This window comes from Ruegeria sp. CDSA079, assembly GCF_059612245.1.
This window is the reverse complement of the sequence record NZ_JBXWQF010000007.1, coordinates 215,575-231,151: the sequence shown is the minus strand read 5'-3', so window position 1 is coordinate 231,151 and position 15,577 is coordinate 215,575. Positions and strand designations below refer to the sequence as shown.

Annotated in this window: 14 protein-coding genes; 4 read left to right on the top strand and 10 right to left on the bottom strand. The window is 54.6% G+C overall.

All coding sequences use genetic code 11. The annotated features are described in order from the left end of the window. Window positions 1-29: 29 nt before the first annotated feature. A complete protein-coding gene (locus AC2FJZ_RS10185; protein WP_170473895.1) occupies window positions 30-356 on the top strand; it encodes a potassium channel family protein in 327 nt (108 codons plus the stop codon). A 554-nt stretch (window positions 357-910) separates the two neighbouring features. On the opposite strand, the gene AC2FJZ_RS10180 is transcribed toward AC2FJZ_RS10185, so the two are convergent. From AC2FJZ_RS10180 to AC2FJZ_RS10145, 8 genes are all read right to left on the bottom strand, one after another. Continuing rightward, the gene (locus AC2FJZ_RS10180; RefSeq protein ID WP_234995213.1) at window positions 911-1,666 is read right to left on the bottom strand and encodes an SDR family oxidoreductase; all 756 of its coding nucleotides are present in this window, start codon (window positions 1,664-1,666) and stop codon (window positions 911-913) included. Window positions 1,667-1,677: 11 nt separating this feature from the next. Beyond that, complete coding sequence (locus AC2FJZ_RS10175; protein ID WP_496777375.1) at window positions 1,678-2,718, bottom strand: zinc-dependent alcohol dehydrogenase; 1,041 nt, start codon at window positions 2,716-2,718, stop codon at window positions 1,678-1,680. Further along, entirely contained in the window at window positions 2,715-3,815 is a 1,101-nt protein-coding gene (locus AC2FJZ_RS10170) for a mandelate racemase/muconate lactonizing enzyme family protein (protein WP_085823076.1), read from the bottom strand. Before AC2FJZ_RS10170 ends, AC2FJZ_RS10175 begins: the two co-directional genes overlap by 4 nt. Window position 3,816: 1 nt before the next feature. Next, window positions 3,817-4,812: an ABC transporter permease gene (locus AC2FJZ_RS10165; RefSeq protein ID WP_085823075.1), complete on the bottom strand. Its 996-nt coding sequence runs from the start codon at window positions 4,810-4,812 to the stop codon at window positions 3,817-3,819. Between the two features lie 4 nt (window positions 4,813-4,816). Then, window positions 4,817-5,824 (bottom strand): ABC transporter permease, encoded by a 1,008-nt coding sequence (locus AC2FJZ_RS10160; RefSeq protein ID WP_085823074.1) that lies wholly within the window; start codon window positions 5,822-5,824, stop codon window positions 4,817-4,819. Next, window positions 5,821-7,347, bottom strand: coding sequence for a sugar ABC transporter ATP-binding protein (locus AC2FJZ_RS10155; RefSeq protein WP_496669325.1), 1,527 nt, complete (start codon window positions 7,345-7,347; stop codon window positions 5,821-5,823). The genes AC2FJZ_RS10160 and AC2FJZ_RS10155 overlap by 4 nt, the downstream gene beginning before the upstream one ends. Before the next feature lie 69 nt (window positions 7,348-7,416). Beyond that, window positions 7,417-8,391 carry an ABC transporter substrate-binding protein gene (locus AC2FJZ_RS10150; protein ID WP_085823073.1) on the bottom strand — a complete coding sequence of 325 codons (975 nt, stop codon included), beginning with the start codon at window positions 8,389-8,391 and terminating at the stop codon, window positions 7,417-7,419. A gap of 56 nt (window positions 8,392-8,447) precedes the next feature. Continuing rightward, window positions 8,448-9,917: an aldehyde dehydrogenase family protein gene (locus tag AC2FJZ_RS10145; RefSeq protein WP_496669326.1), complete on the bottom strand. Its 1,470-nt coding sequence runs from the start codon at window positions 9,915-9,917 to the stop codon at window positions 8,448-8,450. Between the two features lie 244 nt (window positions 9,918-10,161). On the opposite strand from AC2FJZ_RS10145, the gene AC2FJZ_RS10140 reads away from it, so the two are divergent. From AC2FJZ_RS10140 to AC2FJZ_RS10130, 3 genes are read left to right on the top strand one after another with little or no spacing between them, the layout of a single operon-like run. Further along, window positions 10,162-11,784, top strand: coding sequence for a GMC family oxidoreductase (locus tag AC2FJZ_RS10140; protein ID WP_085823071.1), 1,623 nt, complete (start codon window positions 10,162-10,164; stop codon window positions 11,782-11,784). Window positions 11,785-11,842: 58 nt separating this feature from the next. Next, a complete protein-coding gene (locus AC2FJZ_RS10135) occupies window positions 11,843-12,550 on the top strand; it encodes an FCD domain-containing protein (RefSeq protein WP_200818573.1) in 708 nt (235 codons plus the stop codon). Further along, entirely contained in the window at window positions 12,551-13,480 is a 930-nt protein-coding gene (locus tag AC2FJZ_RS10130; protein ID WP_496669329.1) for a sugar kinase, read from the top strand. Window positions 13,481-14,031: 551 nt separating this feature from the next. Here AC2FJZ_RS10130 and AC2FJZ_RS10125 read toward each other — a convergent pair. Both AC2FJZ_RS10125 and AC2FJZ_RS10120 read right to left on the bottom strand, forming a co-directional pair. Next, window positions 14,032-14,448 (bottom strand): methylglyoxal synthase, encoded by a 417-nt coding sequence (locus AC2FJZ_RS10125; protein ID WP_496669331.1) that lies wholly within the window; start codon window positions 14,446-14,448, stop codon window positions 14,032-14,034. A 3-nt stretch (window positions 14,449-14,451) separates the two neighbouring features. After that, a complete protein-coding gene (locus tag AC2FJZ_RS10120) occupies window positions 14,452-15,372 on the bottom strand; it encodes a GntR family transcriptional regulator (protein ID WP_282027315.1) in 921 nt (306 codons plus the stop codon). Window positions 15,373-15,577: the final 205 nt, after the last annotated feature.

The window sequence follows — 15,577 nt, the reverse complement described above, 5'->3', positions numbered from 1 at the left end:
CCCAACTGGCAGAGAGGTAGAGTTTCTCCATGGGTTGCGACGCCAGCTACATTTGCACGTTTCTATCGGTTTTCCTGTGGGACCTGATCTACCTGTCACCGATACTTGTATTCTTGTTGGTTTTGGTGTGCATGCTGGGAGTATCAATTGGCCGGATCGAAGGTTGGTCGACCGGATCTAGCCTTTACCATGCTTTCATAAACGCAACTACGGTTGGCTACGGAGACATTAAGCCGGAGAAACCCGCGAGCCGGGCTTTGGCCGTTATCAACGCGTTTGTTGGGCTTATCTTTGCAGGCGTTGTCGTAGGCATAGGTGTACATGCAGTCGAGACTGCGATGGTTGCCGAGTTTTAGTTCGCTCTTTCTCACTCGTTAGTGGCTGTGCTGTGGGTCTACTGGGTGGTGCTTGGTTTGGTACTCAGAATGTGTCACGGCACGGTGTTTGGACCGGTCTAAACACGACAGTCCACTAGATGCTTGCGTATGGCTGCTCTCGTGTAGCCTGCGTGATACTCTAGTTATTGGATCAGATACGGTCGCTCATCGGTCAGCAAGGCATTCGTCAGCATCCGGTCTATATCGTTTCTGTTGATAGCCCGAGATGCTCTTTGCAGTCGATAAATGCGTTCATGGGCCGGAGTTTTCACACAGCCTCCGGACAAAGCCGCCATTGTACTCAATCGATTCAACGTCCGCACTAGAAACTCCAGATTGCTTCAATAGCCGTGGACTTAGGCATGAAGTTGAGCGTAAAACCGCGCTGATCGGCGTGTTTTCAATACAGTTGGCTCAGATTTTGGCTTTCGAAATCCTCAGTGAGGCCCACGCTCATGGGCGGTGTTGTTGTCCTGCTGTGGGCTTAGCTACCTAGCGAGTTTCGGTATACCAGCGCCTGAGAAATGCTGTTGTTAGCGGCCCATCCAACCGCCATCCACAACAAGAATTTCACCATTTACGTAGTCGGACGCTGGAGAACTCAGGAACACGGCCGGACCTGCAAAGTCGTCCGGTTTACCCCACCGACCCAATGGTATCCGTTCAAGAATAGCCTGCGAACGGGTAGGGTCGTCGCGCAAGGCCTTCGTATTGTCGGTCGCGACGTAGCCGGGCGCAATCGCATTGACGCTTATGCCTTTGCCCCCCCATTCATTGGCCAGCGCTTTTGTCAGTTGGCCGATCCCGCCTTTGGAGGCCGCATATCCTGGCACTGTGATCCCCCCCTGGAAAGTCAGAAGTGAAGCCGTGAAAACGATCTTTCCGCTGCCGCGCTTCAACATCGCGGCACCTATCTCACGCGCCAGAATGAACTGAGCGGAAAGGTTCACGTCGATGACTTCGTCCCAGTACTCATCCGAGTGCTCAGCGGCGGGGGCACGTTTGATCGTTCCAGCGTTGTTGACGAGAACATCTGGGACAATGCCGTCCTGAGACAACTGGGCCGCGAATTGAAGTACGGCTTCCCTGTCTCGGAAATCGCACTGATAGGCTTTGAATGCGCGCCCAAATGCACGGACCGTCTTTTCCACCTCGCTGTTTTCCAGCTCCAGAGTTGCGCTGACGCCTACAATGTCGGCACCCGCCTCTGCCAAAGCTTCTGCCATGCTCCGACCGATCCCGCGCTTGCAGCCGGTGACGAGCGCTGTTTTTCCGCTCAAGTCAAACATCGGTAAACCTCTCATTGTCCGCCTCCGACCTTGATCAGGCTTTTCATCGCAACCGGGCTGCTGTCGAGCGCCTCGAATGCAGATTGGATATCCGTCAGCGGGCTGACATCGGTTATGATTGTCTCCGCATCCACCTCGCCATTCCTGATAAGTTCTATGGCTTTCTCGTAATCCTCGGGCTCGTAAACTCGGGCTCCAATCAACTTGAGTTCGCGCCAGAAAAACTGAAACATGTCCACCTTGGGAGGTGCCGCATGGATTGCCACCATCACGATACGCCCGCGGGTCGCGGCAACGGTCGTCATGGCATCTACGCCGGGCTGAGACCCGGATACTTCAAACACGACCTCCGCCCCTTTGCCACCCGTCTTTTCGTTGATCGCTGCGACCAGATCGCTTTTCAAAGGATTGACGGTATCGAAACCAAGCTGGTCCGCGATTCTCAGGCGGTTTTCGTTGACCTCTGAGATTGTGACGTTGCCTCCTGCTTCTCTGGCGACCATAGCGACCAGTACACCAATGGGTCCGCCACCGATGACTACAGCGTTTTCGCCGGGTGTTAACTGCGATAACCGCACGTCGTGACAGGCGACCGCCACCGGCTCGATCAGCGCGGCATGGTCCAGGCGTATATCTTCTGGTAGAACATGCAGGGTCTCGGCCGGAACGGACCAGTATTCCTGCATGGCCCCATCCGTGTCCAAGCCCAGAAATTGCAGGTTGTGACAAATGTGCGAATATCCTTCCGCGCAGGCCGGACAATTGCCGCAGGCTGCCAGGGGACGCACGACGACTTTCTGGCCCATGTCAAACTCGGACACACCTTCGCCAACCTCCGCCACAGTAGCCGACATTTCATGACCGACGATGCGGTTCAGCCCGACGCGTGCGTCCATATTTCCGTGGTAGACATGCATGTCGGTGCCGCAAATGCCGCAGTAGGCGATCTTTAAAAGAACTTCACCCGGTTTTGGTTGTGGCACTTCGGTTGTCTCGACGATGAATGTCTTGTCACCACGGTAGTAGGCCGCGGTTATCTTGTCTGGAGTCATGAGTGCATTTCCTCGTGCGCTTGGCGAAGCTTGTTCCAATCGAAGGTGACGCCGATCCCAGGATCGTCAGGAGCAACGGCCAAATGGTTTTCGACGTGAAGCGGGCGGGTGGTGTATTGGTCAATCGGGAAGGAATGTACTTCGATCCAGCCGGCGTTTTCCTGCGCGCTGACAAGGCTGACATGCAATTCCTGCATTCCATGCGAACAAATCGGCAGATTGTGGTCCCGGCTGAGTTTCGCGACTTGCAGCCAACCCGTTACACCGCCGCAATTGGACGCGTCCGGCTGTAGGTAACCCAGCGACGCATCTGCCACTGCGTATTCAAATTCGTGGATCGTGTGTAGGTTTTCACCCATGGCCAATGGAATGTTCGAGTTGGTCGCGATGCGCCCAAAGCCCTTGTAGTCGTCGGGGATAGTCGGCTCCTCGAACCAGGTCAGATTGTAAGGCTCAAAAGCACGCGCGGCGGTAATTGCCTGTTCCACACTCATGGAATAGTTGGCGTCAACCATGAACGTGATGTCCGGTCCAATCAGGTTCCGTACCGCTTCGACCCGAGCGACATCTTCCTCCAGTGTGGGCTGCCCGATTTTGATTTTTACGCCGTTGAAGCCTTGGTCCAAGTATTCCTGAATGGAGGCGAGCAATTTCGGAAGCGGGAAATTCAGGTCAATACCACCCGCATAGGCTCGGCATCTGTTGCTGTGACCGCCTGCAATCTGCCAGAGAGGTTTGCCCAGAGATTTGCACCGTAAATCCCACAACGCGATATCGACGGCGGAAATTGCAAAGGATGCTATGCCGCCTCGGGCAACGTAGTGAACATGCCACTGCATCGCATCGTACAACGATTCTACATTGTCGGCCTCTTCCCCGGTCAGGAAGGATGCCAGATCATGTTCGATCATTGCGGCGATGGATCGCCCGCCCTTGCCACCGGTATAGGTATAGCCGGTGCCTTCGCTGCCATCTTCAAGCCGGACTGTCGCAGTGACCAATTCGAAATGCGTATGATCTCCGTGTTTCGCATCCGTCAGTACCTCCGCAAGGGGGACATCAAACAGGTTCACGGAAACGCTTGCGATTTTTCCCATGTCAAACCGTTCCTTCCTTGGATGATGACGCCACGCGGCTTTGGAAGACAATCACGACAAACAGGAAGGCGCCGCGGATCACCATCTGCCAGTATGCGCTCAGGCTGATGACACCTCGGCCGTTCTCGAAGTTCAGGATGTTGAAAACCAGACCCAGCAACAGTGCACCTGCGACGGTTGCCGGGACAGATCCCAGGCCACCGGTCAGCAATGTGCCGCCAACAACAACAGATGCGATCGCAGACAATTCCCACCCGACACCTTCTAGAGGCTGACCTGCGCCAAATCCGGAGGCCAGAAAGACACCAGCCAGACCCGCGCAACCGCCGCTCAGCGTGTAGACAAAGATCTTCGCTTTTGTGACGCTCAAGCCCATCATGATGCTGGCATCCTCACCGCCACCGACGGCAAGAACTGTGCGCCCCAGTGACGTCTTCTCCAGAACAATCCACAGCGCGACGACCAGTACAAAGGTGATCACAATGGTCCAGGGCAGAACACCGAACGCCTTTTCGAGGCCCATTTTGGTAAAGTTCGATTCCCAGTCGATCGAAATCGTCTGTGCACCCGAGATCACCAAAGCGCCGCCTTTGGCACCCAGCATCGTGGCGAGCGTGGCGATAAAAGGTGGAATGCGCATTGCGACAACGAAAAACGCGTTCAGCCCCCCAATTGCCAGACCAGCGGCCACCGCGCCGGGCAAAGCGATCTGGATTCCGTAGGGTGATAAATAAGCTGCAACAACCGAGGTGAACGCCGCAACAGAGCCTACCGACAGATCGATGCCACCCGTCAGGATCACAAAGCACATCCCGACAGAGATCACGATGAACATCGCATTATAGTTTAAGAAGGAGGAGATATTGTAGGCTCCACCAAAGTTTTCGTAGCGCAGCAATCCGAACAGGATCAGGATGACAAGCGCGATCCAAACGCCGATGCTGTGTGTACTGCCTTGCAGATAGCGGCGCAGGTCAAATGCAGATGTATCAAGCATCGGTTTACTCCTTGCGCGCTTGCTGAAGGTATACTGCTGTCACGATGATCCCGGCTTTGGCGATCAACGCGACTTCATCCGCGACCCCGTTGGCCAATAGCGTGTATTTGACGAGCTGTATGATCACGGCACCCAGTATGGCGCCGAATATGGGCGCTTTACCGCCCTGCAACAAAGCACCACCCACAACAGCTGCTGCGATTGCGTCCAGTTCCATCAGGTTGCCAATCCGTGCCGCGTCCGAAGCGGAGTTTATTGCGACAACGATCAGGCCTGCCATGCCGGAAAGTCCGGCGCAGATCACGTAGGCCCCGATCTTGACCCGTTTGACAGGAACGCCGGACAACCGCGCGGCCTTCTCGTTTCCGCCCACTGCCAAGAGCTGACGGCCAAATACCGTCTGGTTCACGACCCACCACACCACGACTGCGATCAAAAGGACCAGATAACCCTGAAACGGAAACCCAAGGATCTTGCCTGTACCCAGATAACTGAATTCCGGGTTAGTGAATGTCTGGAGATTTCCGTTGGTAAGAACCAATGCGATTCCACGACCGGAGATAAAGAAAATCAACGTCGCGACAATGGGTTGTACATTGAGGTAACTCACCATGAACCCGTTGAATGCACCACAAAGCAATGCCACCAACACAGGCACAACAATAGACAGAACCAGCCCTATTTGGGGGTTCGCTTCGGCAAACGGTGACGTGAAGATCAGGGGTGCCATCGCCCCTGCCAACGCCATGACCGCACCAACGCTCAGGTCGATGCCGCCAGTGGCAATCACCAGTGTCATCCCGACAGCCACAATCGCAATTGTTGCTACCTGACTGATATTCACGAACAGGGTTTGAGGGTTCAGGAAGTTTGGTGTCACTATAACGTTGAAAGCCAGGATCACGATCAGTGCGATCACTCCCCCGTTGTTGCTGACCCAGCTCCAGTCGAACTGAAGTCGCGTTCCTGAGGTTCCGCTGGTGTTCAAGGTTTGTTTGTTCTCTGGGGTCATGCTGCACCCCTTTCATAATGGTGGGCGATGGCAGCGATCAGCCTTTCCTCGGTTACCCCGGGGTTTTCCAGTTCCGTGACGGAATGGCCGTCCTGCAGCACGACGATCCGGTCCGCCCCTTCCACCAGTTCCTCGAATTCTGAGCTGATCAGAAGAACGCCAAGACCTTTTTCAACATAGTCTCGGATGATCGACTGGATTTCGAATTTGGCGCCGACATCGACCCCGCGGGTCGGTTCATCGAGAATCAGCAGTCTTGGATCGAGCGCCAGCCATCGCGCAAGCAAGACCTTTTGCTGATTGCCGCCCGACAATTCACGGATCGGCTGTTCCATGCTTGCGGTTTTGATGCCCAGGGAACATATGAAAGACCCCACCAGCTCCTGCTCTCGCTTGCGATCCACCCCGCCGAATTTCCGAAGCCGGGGCAGCAGGGCGAGAGTCATGTTTTCGCGCACAGACATATGCGGAATGATCCCTTCGCGTTTGCGATCCTCGGTTAAAAAGCCGATACCGGCTTCGATCGCATGTGCCGGATTGCTGATGCGATCCGGGCCGTCGCGATGGGTGATTTTACCTTTTCTTAAGGCATCCAGCCCGAACAGTGCCCGTGCAACTTCAGTTCGGCCAGCTCCAAGCAGGCCGCCCAAACCGACGATCTCGCCTTTGCGCACCGATACCGTGACGTCTTTCAATCCGTGGCCGGTGGATATCTCGTCAGCCTCCAGCAAAACCTCACCAGGCTGATTTCGCTTTTCACCGCCCAGACCGGTCATACCTGCCGCTTCGATTTCTTCCGGGTCGCGACCCAGCATTTCCGAAATCAACCCTAATTTGGTTGTCTCGGAGACCACATGCTGACCAACTGTCTGACCGTCCCGCATGATCGTCACCCGATCACAGATCTGGTAGAGCTCATCCAGAAAATGCGAGATGTACAGGATTGCAACGCCTTGCTTTTTCAGTTCACGCACGACCCCGAAAAGGATATCTATTTCCTGATCGTCCAGGGACGATGTGGCTTCGTCCATGATCACAACCTGCGCTTTCATCGAAGCGGCACGGGCAATCGCAACAAGCTGCTGTATCGCGGTGGAATAGGTTCCAAGTTGCGCGCGAACATCGATGTCCACGCCGAACCGTTTCAAAGTCTTTTCGGCCTGCAGGTGCGCGCGTTGCCAATCGATTAGCCCGAGTTTCGTGCGTGGCTCGTACCCCATCATCACGTTTTCCGTCACGCTGCGCAGGGGTACGAGGCTCAGCTCCTGATAAATCGTTGCAATCCCTGCATCCTGTGCTTCACGGGGAGTGCTGATTCCGGTTTCAGAGCCGTTGATTTTAACACTTCCGGAATCCTTGCGGTAAACACCTGTGAGTATCTTGATAAGGGTGGATTTTCCGGCGCCGTTCTGGCCAATAACCGCATGAACTTCACCGGGCTTCAAATGAAGCTGGGCATCCTGCAAGGCTACCACACCGGCGAACGCCTTACAGATACCGCTCATTTCGATCAAATCGGTCATTTGCGTGATCTCTTGCGATGAGAGGCATCAAAGGGGACGGCATACCGCCCCCTCCGACACAGGGAGTGGTTAATAGGCTTCGTCGATATGATCGGCGGCGTTGTCCTTGGTGAAGATCCGATCTTCGACCTTGATCCAGCCGGGAATTTCTTCCCCGGCCGCGTACCGTTTCATAACGTCACAAGCGAGCGGACCGAAGAAAGGTGAGCTTTCAACAGTGACACCCATCTTGCCGTCAATAATGGCCTGCAGGGCATCGCGTGTGCCGTCGATCGACACGATGATTACATCTTCCCCCGGTTTACGACCCGCAAGCTCCAGTGCTTGAATAGCGCCAATCGCCATTTCATCGTTATGGGCGTAGACAACATTCACGTCCGGATGCGCCTGTAGCAGTGTTTCCATCACCTGACGCCCCAGATCGCGGGCAAAGTCGCCGGTTTGGGAAGCGACGATTTCAAACCGGTCATCCGTCGCGATCTGATCGTCAAAACCTTTTTTCCGGTCATTTGCCGGTGAAGATCCGGTCGTCCCTTCAAGCTCGACAATAACGCCTTTTTCACCGCTAAAATTTGCTATCAGCCAGTCTGCGGCGCGTTGGCCCTGCTCAATAAAATCAGACCCAAGGAATGATACGTAGTGGTCGCCCGCCTGCGCAACGCTTGGATCAACCGAGCGGTCTACCAGAAAGGTCGGAATTCCGGCGGCTTTTGCCTTCATGACGGCAGGGATGAGTGGTTTTTCTTCGCGTGGGGGAAGGAACAAAACGTCGATACCCTGCGCGATCATTGAATCCACATCCGCAACCTGTTTGGCGGCAGACCCGGCGGCGTCGGTCGCTATCAAATCCCAGCCGCAGGTTTCGGCTGTATCGTGGAAGGATTTGGTTTGCGCGATGCGCCATGGATTGTTGGACTCCATTTGTGGGAAGCCCACACGATACGTGTCTTTGGCCTCCAGCGGCGGTGTCTCGGCGATGGCCAGTCCGGCCCCCAGGCCGACGCTGAGAGCAATTGCTGATCCAAGCATGTTACGACGTTTCATTACATCTCCTCCAAGTTTAACGCGGCCGCATCCTCCAAGCCGCTGAATTACCGGGATCACCCCCAGTTTAGATAAAGGCTCTGCTTTCGCAGGTACCCGTCGAAACCGTATTTCCCATCTTCTCCGCCCAAGCCGGACTGACCCCAACCGTTGTGGAACGCGTGCACCTGTTCACCATTGGCCCGATTGACGTAAATCTCGCCAAACTTCAGCGCTTTAGGGGTTTGCATGATGCGGCGATGATTTGCTGTGAAGACATAGGCGGACAATCCGAATGCGGTGTCATTTGCCATCGCCAATGCCTGATCAAAACCGTCCACTCGAATGGCAGGCACCACTGGCCCGAATACTTCGTTTTTAACCACGGCTGTGTTGTTGTCTTTGACTTCCAAAACCGTTGGGGCCATCCAATGACCTTTCGAGTGGGGGCCTTGGTTCAGTGGGCCGCCTTCCAGAAGCACTTCGGCACCAGCCTCGATCGACGCCCGGACCAGTGAAGCCACCTTGTCGACCTCTGGTCCACTGACCTTTGGGCCCATGTCCGGGTTGTCCATAGGGTCGCCGATCGTCATGGCTGCGGCTTTTGAAACAAATTTCTCGAGGAACTCATCGGCGATTGAACGATGCAGGTACATCCGCTCATTGCAAGTACAGATCTGACCGCAATTCGTGAATCGCGAAACCATCGCCGCTTCAACGGCCCGGTCTATGTCGGCGTCTTCCAGTACGATGAAGGGCGCTTTTCCCCCGAGCTCCAGGCGCAAGACTTTCATCCCGTCGGCGCCGGCCCGAAATATCTCGCGTCCAGCCCGGTTGCTGCCGGTCATAGTCACCATAGACGTGAGTGGGTGCTGCACAAGGGCTTGACCCGCCACAGGGCCTCGGCCCGTAATCACATTGAACAGTCCGGTCGGCACCCCCGCTTGCTGCGCAAGTGCAGCGATAAACAAACCGGAAAGCGGTGTGATCTCGTGCGAAAGCAGAACAAAACCGTTCCCGGCGACCAGGGCGGGGCCAAGCTTGCGGGTGACAAGAGCAGACGGGTAATTCCAGGCGGTCAACCCGACGACCACGCCGTAGGGGTGGCGTCGAATGAAAATCTCTTCATCGGGGTTGTCCGAGACAAGAATATCCCCCTCGATGCGCCGCGCATTATCGGCAGCGTTAAACAAGAACTCAGCCGAGGCGGTGACTTCACCCAGCGCCTGATTGAAGGGTTTGCCCTGTTCCATCGTGATGATCCGAGCCAGATCATCGGTCCGTTTCAAAACGAGTTCGCCAAGCCGCCGAACAATTCGCCCGCGCTGCACAGCCGGGACCATTTCCCAGTCAGATTGCGCTTTATGCGCCGCTTCCAACGCTCGCGCCACATCATCTTCCGATCCAAGCGGTACCGTGGCGAAAACTTGCTCGTTCGCTGGATTTTCCACTTCGACCCGATCACCGGCCGCGTCGTCGACCCACGCGCCATCGATGAGCATATGCGCTTTGAGGATCTTTCCGGACTGGATATCAAAATCTAACACGATTCACCTTTGGTCGTACCAAACATATTTCTAACTCACCTAGATTCGCGCTTAGGTCAAGAGAAAACGTGAAAAATGTGCCATATTTGATATTTTGGGCTCTCCCTTGAAAATTTTGGTACGATCATATATGCCTGAGGTGCCGCTGCTCCGAAAGCCTTCCAACGAGAATGGTTTTTAGGCTGCCGGAGGCGCATGTCCTGCATGCATCACTAAACAGGCGTTGTTCTATGGGAGGAGCAGTATGGCCGTCGAATACGACTATATCGTTGCGGGAGGAGGGGCCGCCGGCTGCGTGGTCGCCGCTCGGTTGGCCAAGGACGGGAAAAACCGGGTTCTTCTTCTTGAGGCGGGGCATTCCAACAAACACCCGCTTTTGGACATGCCGCCGGGTATTTTCAAAATGATTAACGGCACGAAATTCATGCGCTATCACAAGACTGTAGAACAGGAGCATCTGGGAGGGCGCGTCCACGACATCCCCCAAGGGCATGTGCTTGGTGGAGGTTCGTCTGTGAATGCGCAGGTTTACATGCGCGGGCGCCCATCAGATTACGACGCGTGGCAGGACATTTTGCACGGCAGCAATGACGGCGTCGACTGGAGTTGGAATGCGGTTCTACCGCATTTTCGCGGCATGGAAGACAACAATCGTCTGTACAATGATCTCCACGGCACAGGTGGACCGCTGTTGGTGTCCGACCCGGGTCATATCGATGATCTGTCCCGGCTGTTCGTGCAGGCCGTTCAGGGCCTGGGCGAACCGATTTCACCGGATTTCAACGGGGAGCGGCAGCGCGGTGTGGGATTCTATCAATTCATGAACCGAAACGGTCGACGGTCATCATCAGCGTATGCATTTATTGAGCCTCTGAAGAATGACCCAAACCTGACCGTGCGTTTACAGTCCGAAGTTCTGAGCGTCGTTATTGAGAACGGCAAAGCCGTCGGTGTTCGGTTTGCTGATCGGAGGGGCAATGTTCACACGGCAAGGTGCAGCGGAGAAGTGATACTTTCTGCAGGCTCCCTGGTAACGCCGAAAATCCTGATGCTGTCGGGGATAGGCCCGGCCGAACATCTTCGGGAATTCGATGTCCCATGCGCGGTGGATTTGCCCGGTGTCGGTGAAAATCTGGTGGATCACCCTGAAGTTCCCATCACTGCACGCGTCAAGGGGAAAGGCGGGTACTACCGACAGGGTGAAGGTTGGCGCATGATCCGGAATGGCCTTCAGTTTAAGCTCTTTGGAAGTGGTCCGATCACAAGCGCTGGTGTTGAAGCAGGTGCTTTCGTCAATCCTCAGGACCCGGAGGCAGAGCCAACGATTCAGGCCTTTTGCGTTCCGATCGTCTATGTCGACCGCGATACCCGTCATTTGGTCGAGGATGGCTATGGGCTGACGGTCACAACAGTTGTAATCAAACCTAGGTCCCGAGGGACCGTCAAGCTGTCGTCGTCCGATCCCAAGGCCATGCCCAGCGTGTCGCCGAACCTTTTGAAGGACGAGGAGGATATGGACCAGATGGTTAAGGGCCAACGGTTCTTTCTCGAGGCATTCAACGCGCCACCTCTTGCCGACCGGATCGACAAAGTCATGTTGCCACAGCCTGAGGTGCGCTCAGACCAAGACCTGCGCGCGTATTGCCGACGTTTTGTCAAAACAAACTACCATCCGGCAGGTACCGCGAAAATGGGTGCTGACAACGACCCACTGGCGGTTCTTGATCCGCGAATGCGCGTGAGAGGCGTTGAAAATCTTCGGGTTTGCGACCTGTCTGCGATGCCGGATATCAATGCCGGAAACACTCAGGCGCCTGCCATGATGATGGGGGATCGTTGTGCCGACCTGATCCTTGGGCGCTTGTAATACTTAATCTGCATGAGGCAATGGTCTGTGTGGTCCCTGCTACCGAAAGGAAATCTTTGTGCGAAACCAAGCTGAAAATGGACGGGCCGCGGACAATGTCGTCGCAATCCTTGCTCAGAGAATCCAGACCGGTGAGCTTGGAGATGGCCAGCCACTACCACCCGAGCGCGACATGATGGAGGAATTCGGGATCAGTCGAACAGTCGTTCGCGAAGCAGTTGTCGCATTGTCGAACAAAGGATTGATTGAAGCGCGCCCGAGGCACCGCCCGCTGGTTCGAAAACCGGGATACGACAGTGCTTTCAGCGCGATCGAAAGCATCGTCACGCATCTGTTGCACCAGCCCGGAGGCGTTAGAAATCTGTTTGACACACGCATCTTGCTTGAGGCAGCGCTGGTTCGGGAAGCCGCCAAAACAGCGGACAAACATGATATATCCGCATTGAAACAGGCGCTGGAAGCAAACGAGGCGTCTATAGATAACAGCGAAATGTTTTACGAAACCGATATTGGGTTTCACCGGATCCTGTATGAAATTCCTCGGAATCCGGTGCTGCCAGCGGTCAACCGGGCCTACACAACGTGGCTAGCGCCCCATTGGATGCAAATGCCACGACTCCCGGACCGAAACCAAAAGAACTTTAAGGCCCATAAGGAAATATTTGACGCAGTTCTTATGCGCGACCCAGACGCAGCTGAGGATGCGCTCAAGCGCCACCTCGAAAATGCCTGGGATCAGGTGCGACAAACATTCGGAGAGATTTAGGTGGCAAGAAATAAGCGCCCGATTCAGAAGATCTGCTGCATCGGCGAAGTGATGATCGAGATTGTGTCGGATGATGGTGTCAACGCAAAGCTGGGCGTTGCCGGTGACACATTCAATACCGCCGTTTACCTGAGCCGGATTTTAGCCGACACCGATGTGTCTGTTGCGTACTGTACGGCGTTGGGTTCGGATCCCTATTCGCAGATCATTATGAAATCGATTTCCGCACACGGAATTGGCACATCCAGCATTGAAATTCGCGACGACAAAAATCCAGGTCTCTATGCCATAGATACGGACGAAAACGGCGAGCGCAGCTTTACTTACTGGCGTTCCGACTCCGCTGCTCGCACGCTTTTTCAAGCCCCGTGCTCAGTTCCATTGGAAGAATTGACCGGCTACGATTTACTGTATTTGTCCGGTATTTCATTAGCAATTCTCACGCCTGAGGTGAGAAGAAACCTGCTTCATTTTGTAAGCGGCTTCTGCAAAGGAGGGGGTACTGTTGCCTTCGATAGTAATTACCGGCCACGTCTGTGGGAGAGCACAAAAGCGGCTAGGGAATTAAATCGTGAAATGTGGCGGCTGACCGATATCGCGCTGCCTTCACTGGACGATGAGATTGAGCTTTTTGGCGATCGAAACGAAACAGATGTTTTGCGCCGTTTAGGCAGTCTTGGTGTGGAATTTGGCGCACTGAAACGGGGAGCTCTTGGTCCAATCAATCTCACTACTTGTCAGAAAGCCCAAGGTTTGCCCACCGTAGCAGAAGTCGTTGATAGCACAGCCGCAGGGGACAGTTTCAATGCTGGTTTCCTCGCAGCACATGTCAAGAGTAAGGACGTTCGCGAATGTCTGAAAGCTGGTCACAACCTGGCAGCAGAAGTGATCAAATGGAATGGGGCAATCACTCCAATACAGTGCATTTGAAAAAATGTAGGCGCCTTCTGGCGCAAACCAAAGCCCCCGAGAAACTAGGAACTGGAGTGCTGTTCGAGGCTTCGGATGCTGACCTGAGGCTGGTACTAGATCGGCAAATAGCGTGCCAAAGTGGTTTGCATAGCGAATCGTGGTCAGTAGGATCGAACAGCACGTCTGCGTGGACATAACTGGGAACTTACTGTGCCGCCGCAGATCGGAAGTTTTTTCAGAATAATCCTACGGACGAACAAAACGGACCTTGGAGCGTTGCGCAGCATTAGTCATTTTGGGCTCATTTCGGAGCTCGGTGCTGTTGCAGCAGAAGCCCTTGCCCCGCTGCCAGCTTATCACGCAGACGGCCCATAAGAGACATTCGGTACTCTGCTTGCATTCTGCGGTCGCAGCCCGCATTCCGGTCATTCGCTGCGCGTGCAAGATTTGGCGCTGAACGAATTCACCATTCGCGGACAAAACTGCCATTAGCTTTATTTACCTGAATGACCCCTTAAAGCCCCGCCGCAGACATTCATATTTCTGTAGATCGTGCGGAAAGTGAATCCTCAGGCTGTTTTGGCGGCTTTAACGCTAGCCGCGCGCACTAACAGCGTCGCGCTTGCCACGTTGATGGCCAGCGCAGTGTTATACAGCGTGGCCAGTCGTAGCAGCGACTTCACATCGACATCGTGAGGCAGCGCGGAAAGCGGGTCGATGAAAAAGATCAGCGCATCAAGGCGCCCTTCAGCGATCATCGCGCCGATTTGCGCATCACCTCCGAGAGGGCCACTTTTCAGACAGGTGATCTGTAACCCGACTTCAGTGGCGATACGCCCCCCGGTCGTGCCGGTGCCGAACAATTCCATCTCTGCCAGTTCGGACTTATGCGCATTCGCCCATTCGATCATCTGATCTTTCATCTTGTCATGCGCAACCAGCGCCATCGAGTGGATCATGGGCGCAGATCTAACGTCTTGCGGCATCGCTCAATCGGCCTCCGTCGGATTGTCCGCAGCCCAGCTCCAAGCCAGCGGTGATTTGCGTTTCAGGGCACCGCTTAAATGTTGGCGCATCCGGTAAGAAGCATCTGCAACGTTGCCGCGCTCTAAAAGAGACAAGATCTCGAGATGTTCAGAGCATTGCTCGATAAGGCGTTCGCGGTTGACTTCAGCCCGGTACTCCATCAAGCGGCGCATCCGGTTGGCTCTCTGTAGTGACATCAGGAAAAATGGGTTGCCCGAGAGTTTGATCAGTTCTTCATGAAACAGCGAACCGTTCTTGAGCAAGGACTCGTCCGGAGCTGATTTCACGTCCATGTTCAACATGCCTTCCTGAATACGCCGCTGTTCATCCAAGACTTTGTGATCAAGCTCGAAAGTGGGTTCGAGCATGGCGGCGGGTTCGATCGCCATTCGAAATCTATAGATCTGATCGAAAGCCTCTGGGGTCTTGGCAACCGGCAAAAAACGCCAACCGTATCCCTCTTTGCGTTCTGCCCATCCTTCTCGGGATGCCCTGGCCAATAGGTCGTGAGCCTTGGTTTTAGTCCAGCCATATCGCTGACGCAAAAACTGTTCAGTAACGTCCTCGGGGATCTGGTTGGTCAGCCAGTCGTTGGCGAGGGTTTGATAGTCCTCATTTCCCTCGGGCATCGCTTTTGCCAGGGTAGAATTTATCTTTGATGGGATTTTGTCTGCAACAAAATATCCGCGGTTTGGTTGCCGGACGAGTACCTTCTGGTTTTCAAGGCTAACCAAAGCTTCGCGTACCGGAGTACGCGAAACGCCGTATCTGTCGGCAACCTGCTGGGCGCTGACATGCTCTCCGGCACTTAGGGAGCCGGACACTATGTCATGTAGTAGCCGGTTGGAGATCTTCCTCGAAAGCTCGCTTGTTCTTCCCGACATCCTAATCACCGATGGGTTGATTTGGGGGCATCCCAGATTGCATTTGCCTTTCCAGAACGCCCCAGTTTTCTGGCTTTATGAGTTATAAAAACCAAAAAATTGGATTTAGGTCTACACCTTTCTGCAACTGTCACGTGCCCATGATTGGTTTTTTGCCAGTCCGGTAGAACAAAAGCCAAGCTCCGGTGACGCCGGGTAGAAAAAT

Bases quoted from the DNA above. Each gene is read 5' to 3' on its own strand.
- AC2FJZ_RS10120 (WP_282027315.1), bottom strand. From the start codon at position 15,372: ATGTCGGGAAGAACAAGCGAGCTTTCGAGGAAGATCTCCAACCGGCTA.
- AC2FJZ_RS10165 (WP_085823075.1), bottom strand. From the start codon at position 4,812: ATGCTTGATACATCTGCATTTGACCTGCGCCGCTATCTGCAAGGCAGT.
- AC2FJZ_RS10155 (WP_496669325.1), bottom strand. From the start codon at position 7,347: ATGACCGATTTGATCGAAATGAGCGGTATCTGTAAGGCGTTCGCCGGT.
- AC2FJZ_RS10170 (WP_085823076.1), bottom strand. From the start codon at position 3,815: ATGGGAAAAATCGCAAGCGTTTCCGTGAACCTGTTTGATGTCCCCCTT.
- AC2FJZ_RS10185 (WP_170473895.1), top strand. From the start codon at position 30: ATGGGTTGCGACGCCAGCTACATTTGCACGTTTCTATCGGTTTTCCTG.
- AC2FJZ_RS10125 (WP_496669331.1), bottom strand. From the start codon at position 14,448: ATGCCGCAAGACGTTAGATCTGCGCCCATGATCCACTCGATGGCGCTG.
- AC2FJZ_RS10175 (WP_496777375.1), bottom strand. From the start codon at position 2,718: ATGACTCCAGACAAGATAACCGCGGCCTACTACCGTGGTGACAAGACA.
- AC2FJZ_RS10140 (WP_085823071.1), top strand. From the start codon at position 10,162: ATGGCCGTCGAATACGACTATATCGTTGCGGGAGGAGGGGCCGCCGGC.
- AC2FJZ_RS10180 (WP_234995213.1), bottom strand. From the start codon at position 1,666: ATGTTTGACTTGAGCGGAAAAACAGCGCTCGTCACCGGCTGCAAGCGC.
- AC2FJZ_RS10160 (WP_085823074.1), bottom strand. From the start codon at position 5,824: ATGACCCCAGAGAACAAACAAACCTTGAACACCAGCGGAACCTCAGGA.
- AC2FJZ_RS10150 (WP_085823073.1), bottom strand. From the start codon at position 8,391: ATGAAACGTCGTAACATGCTTGGATCAGCAATTGCTCTCAGCGTCGGC.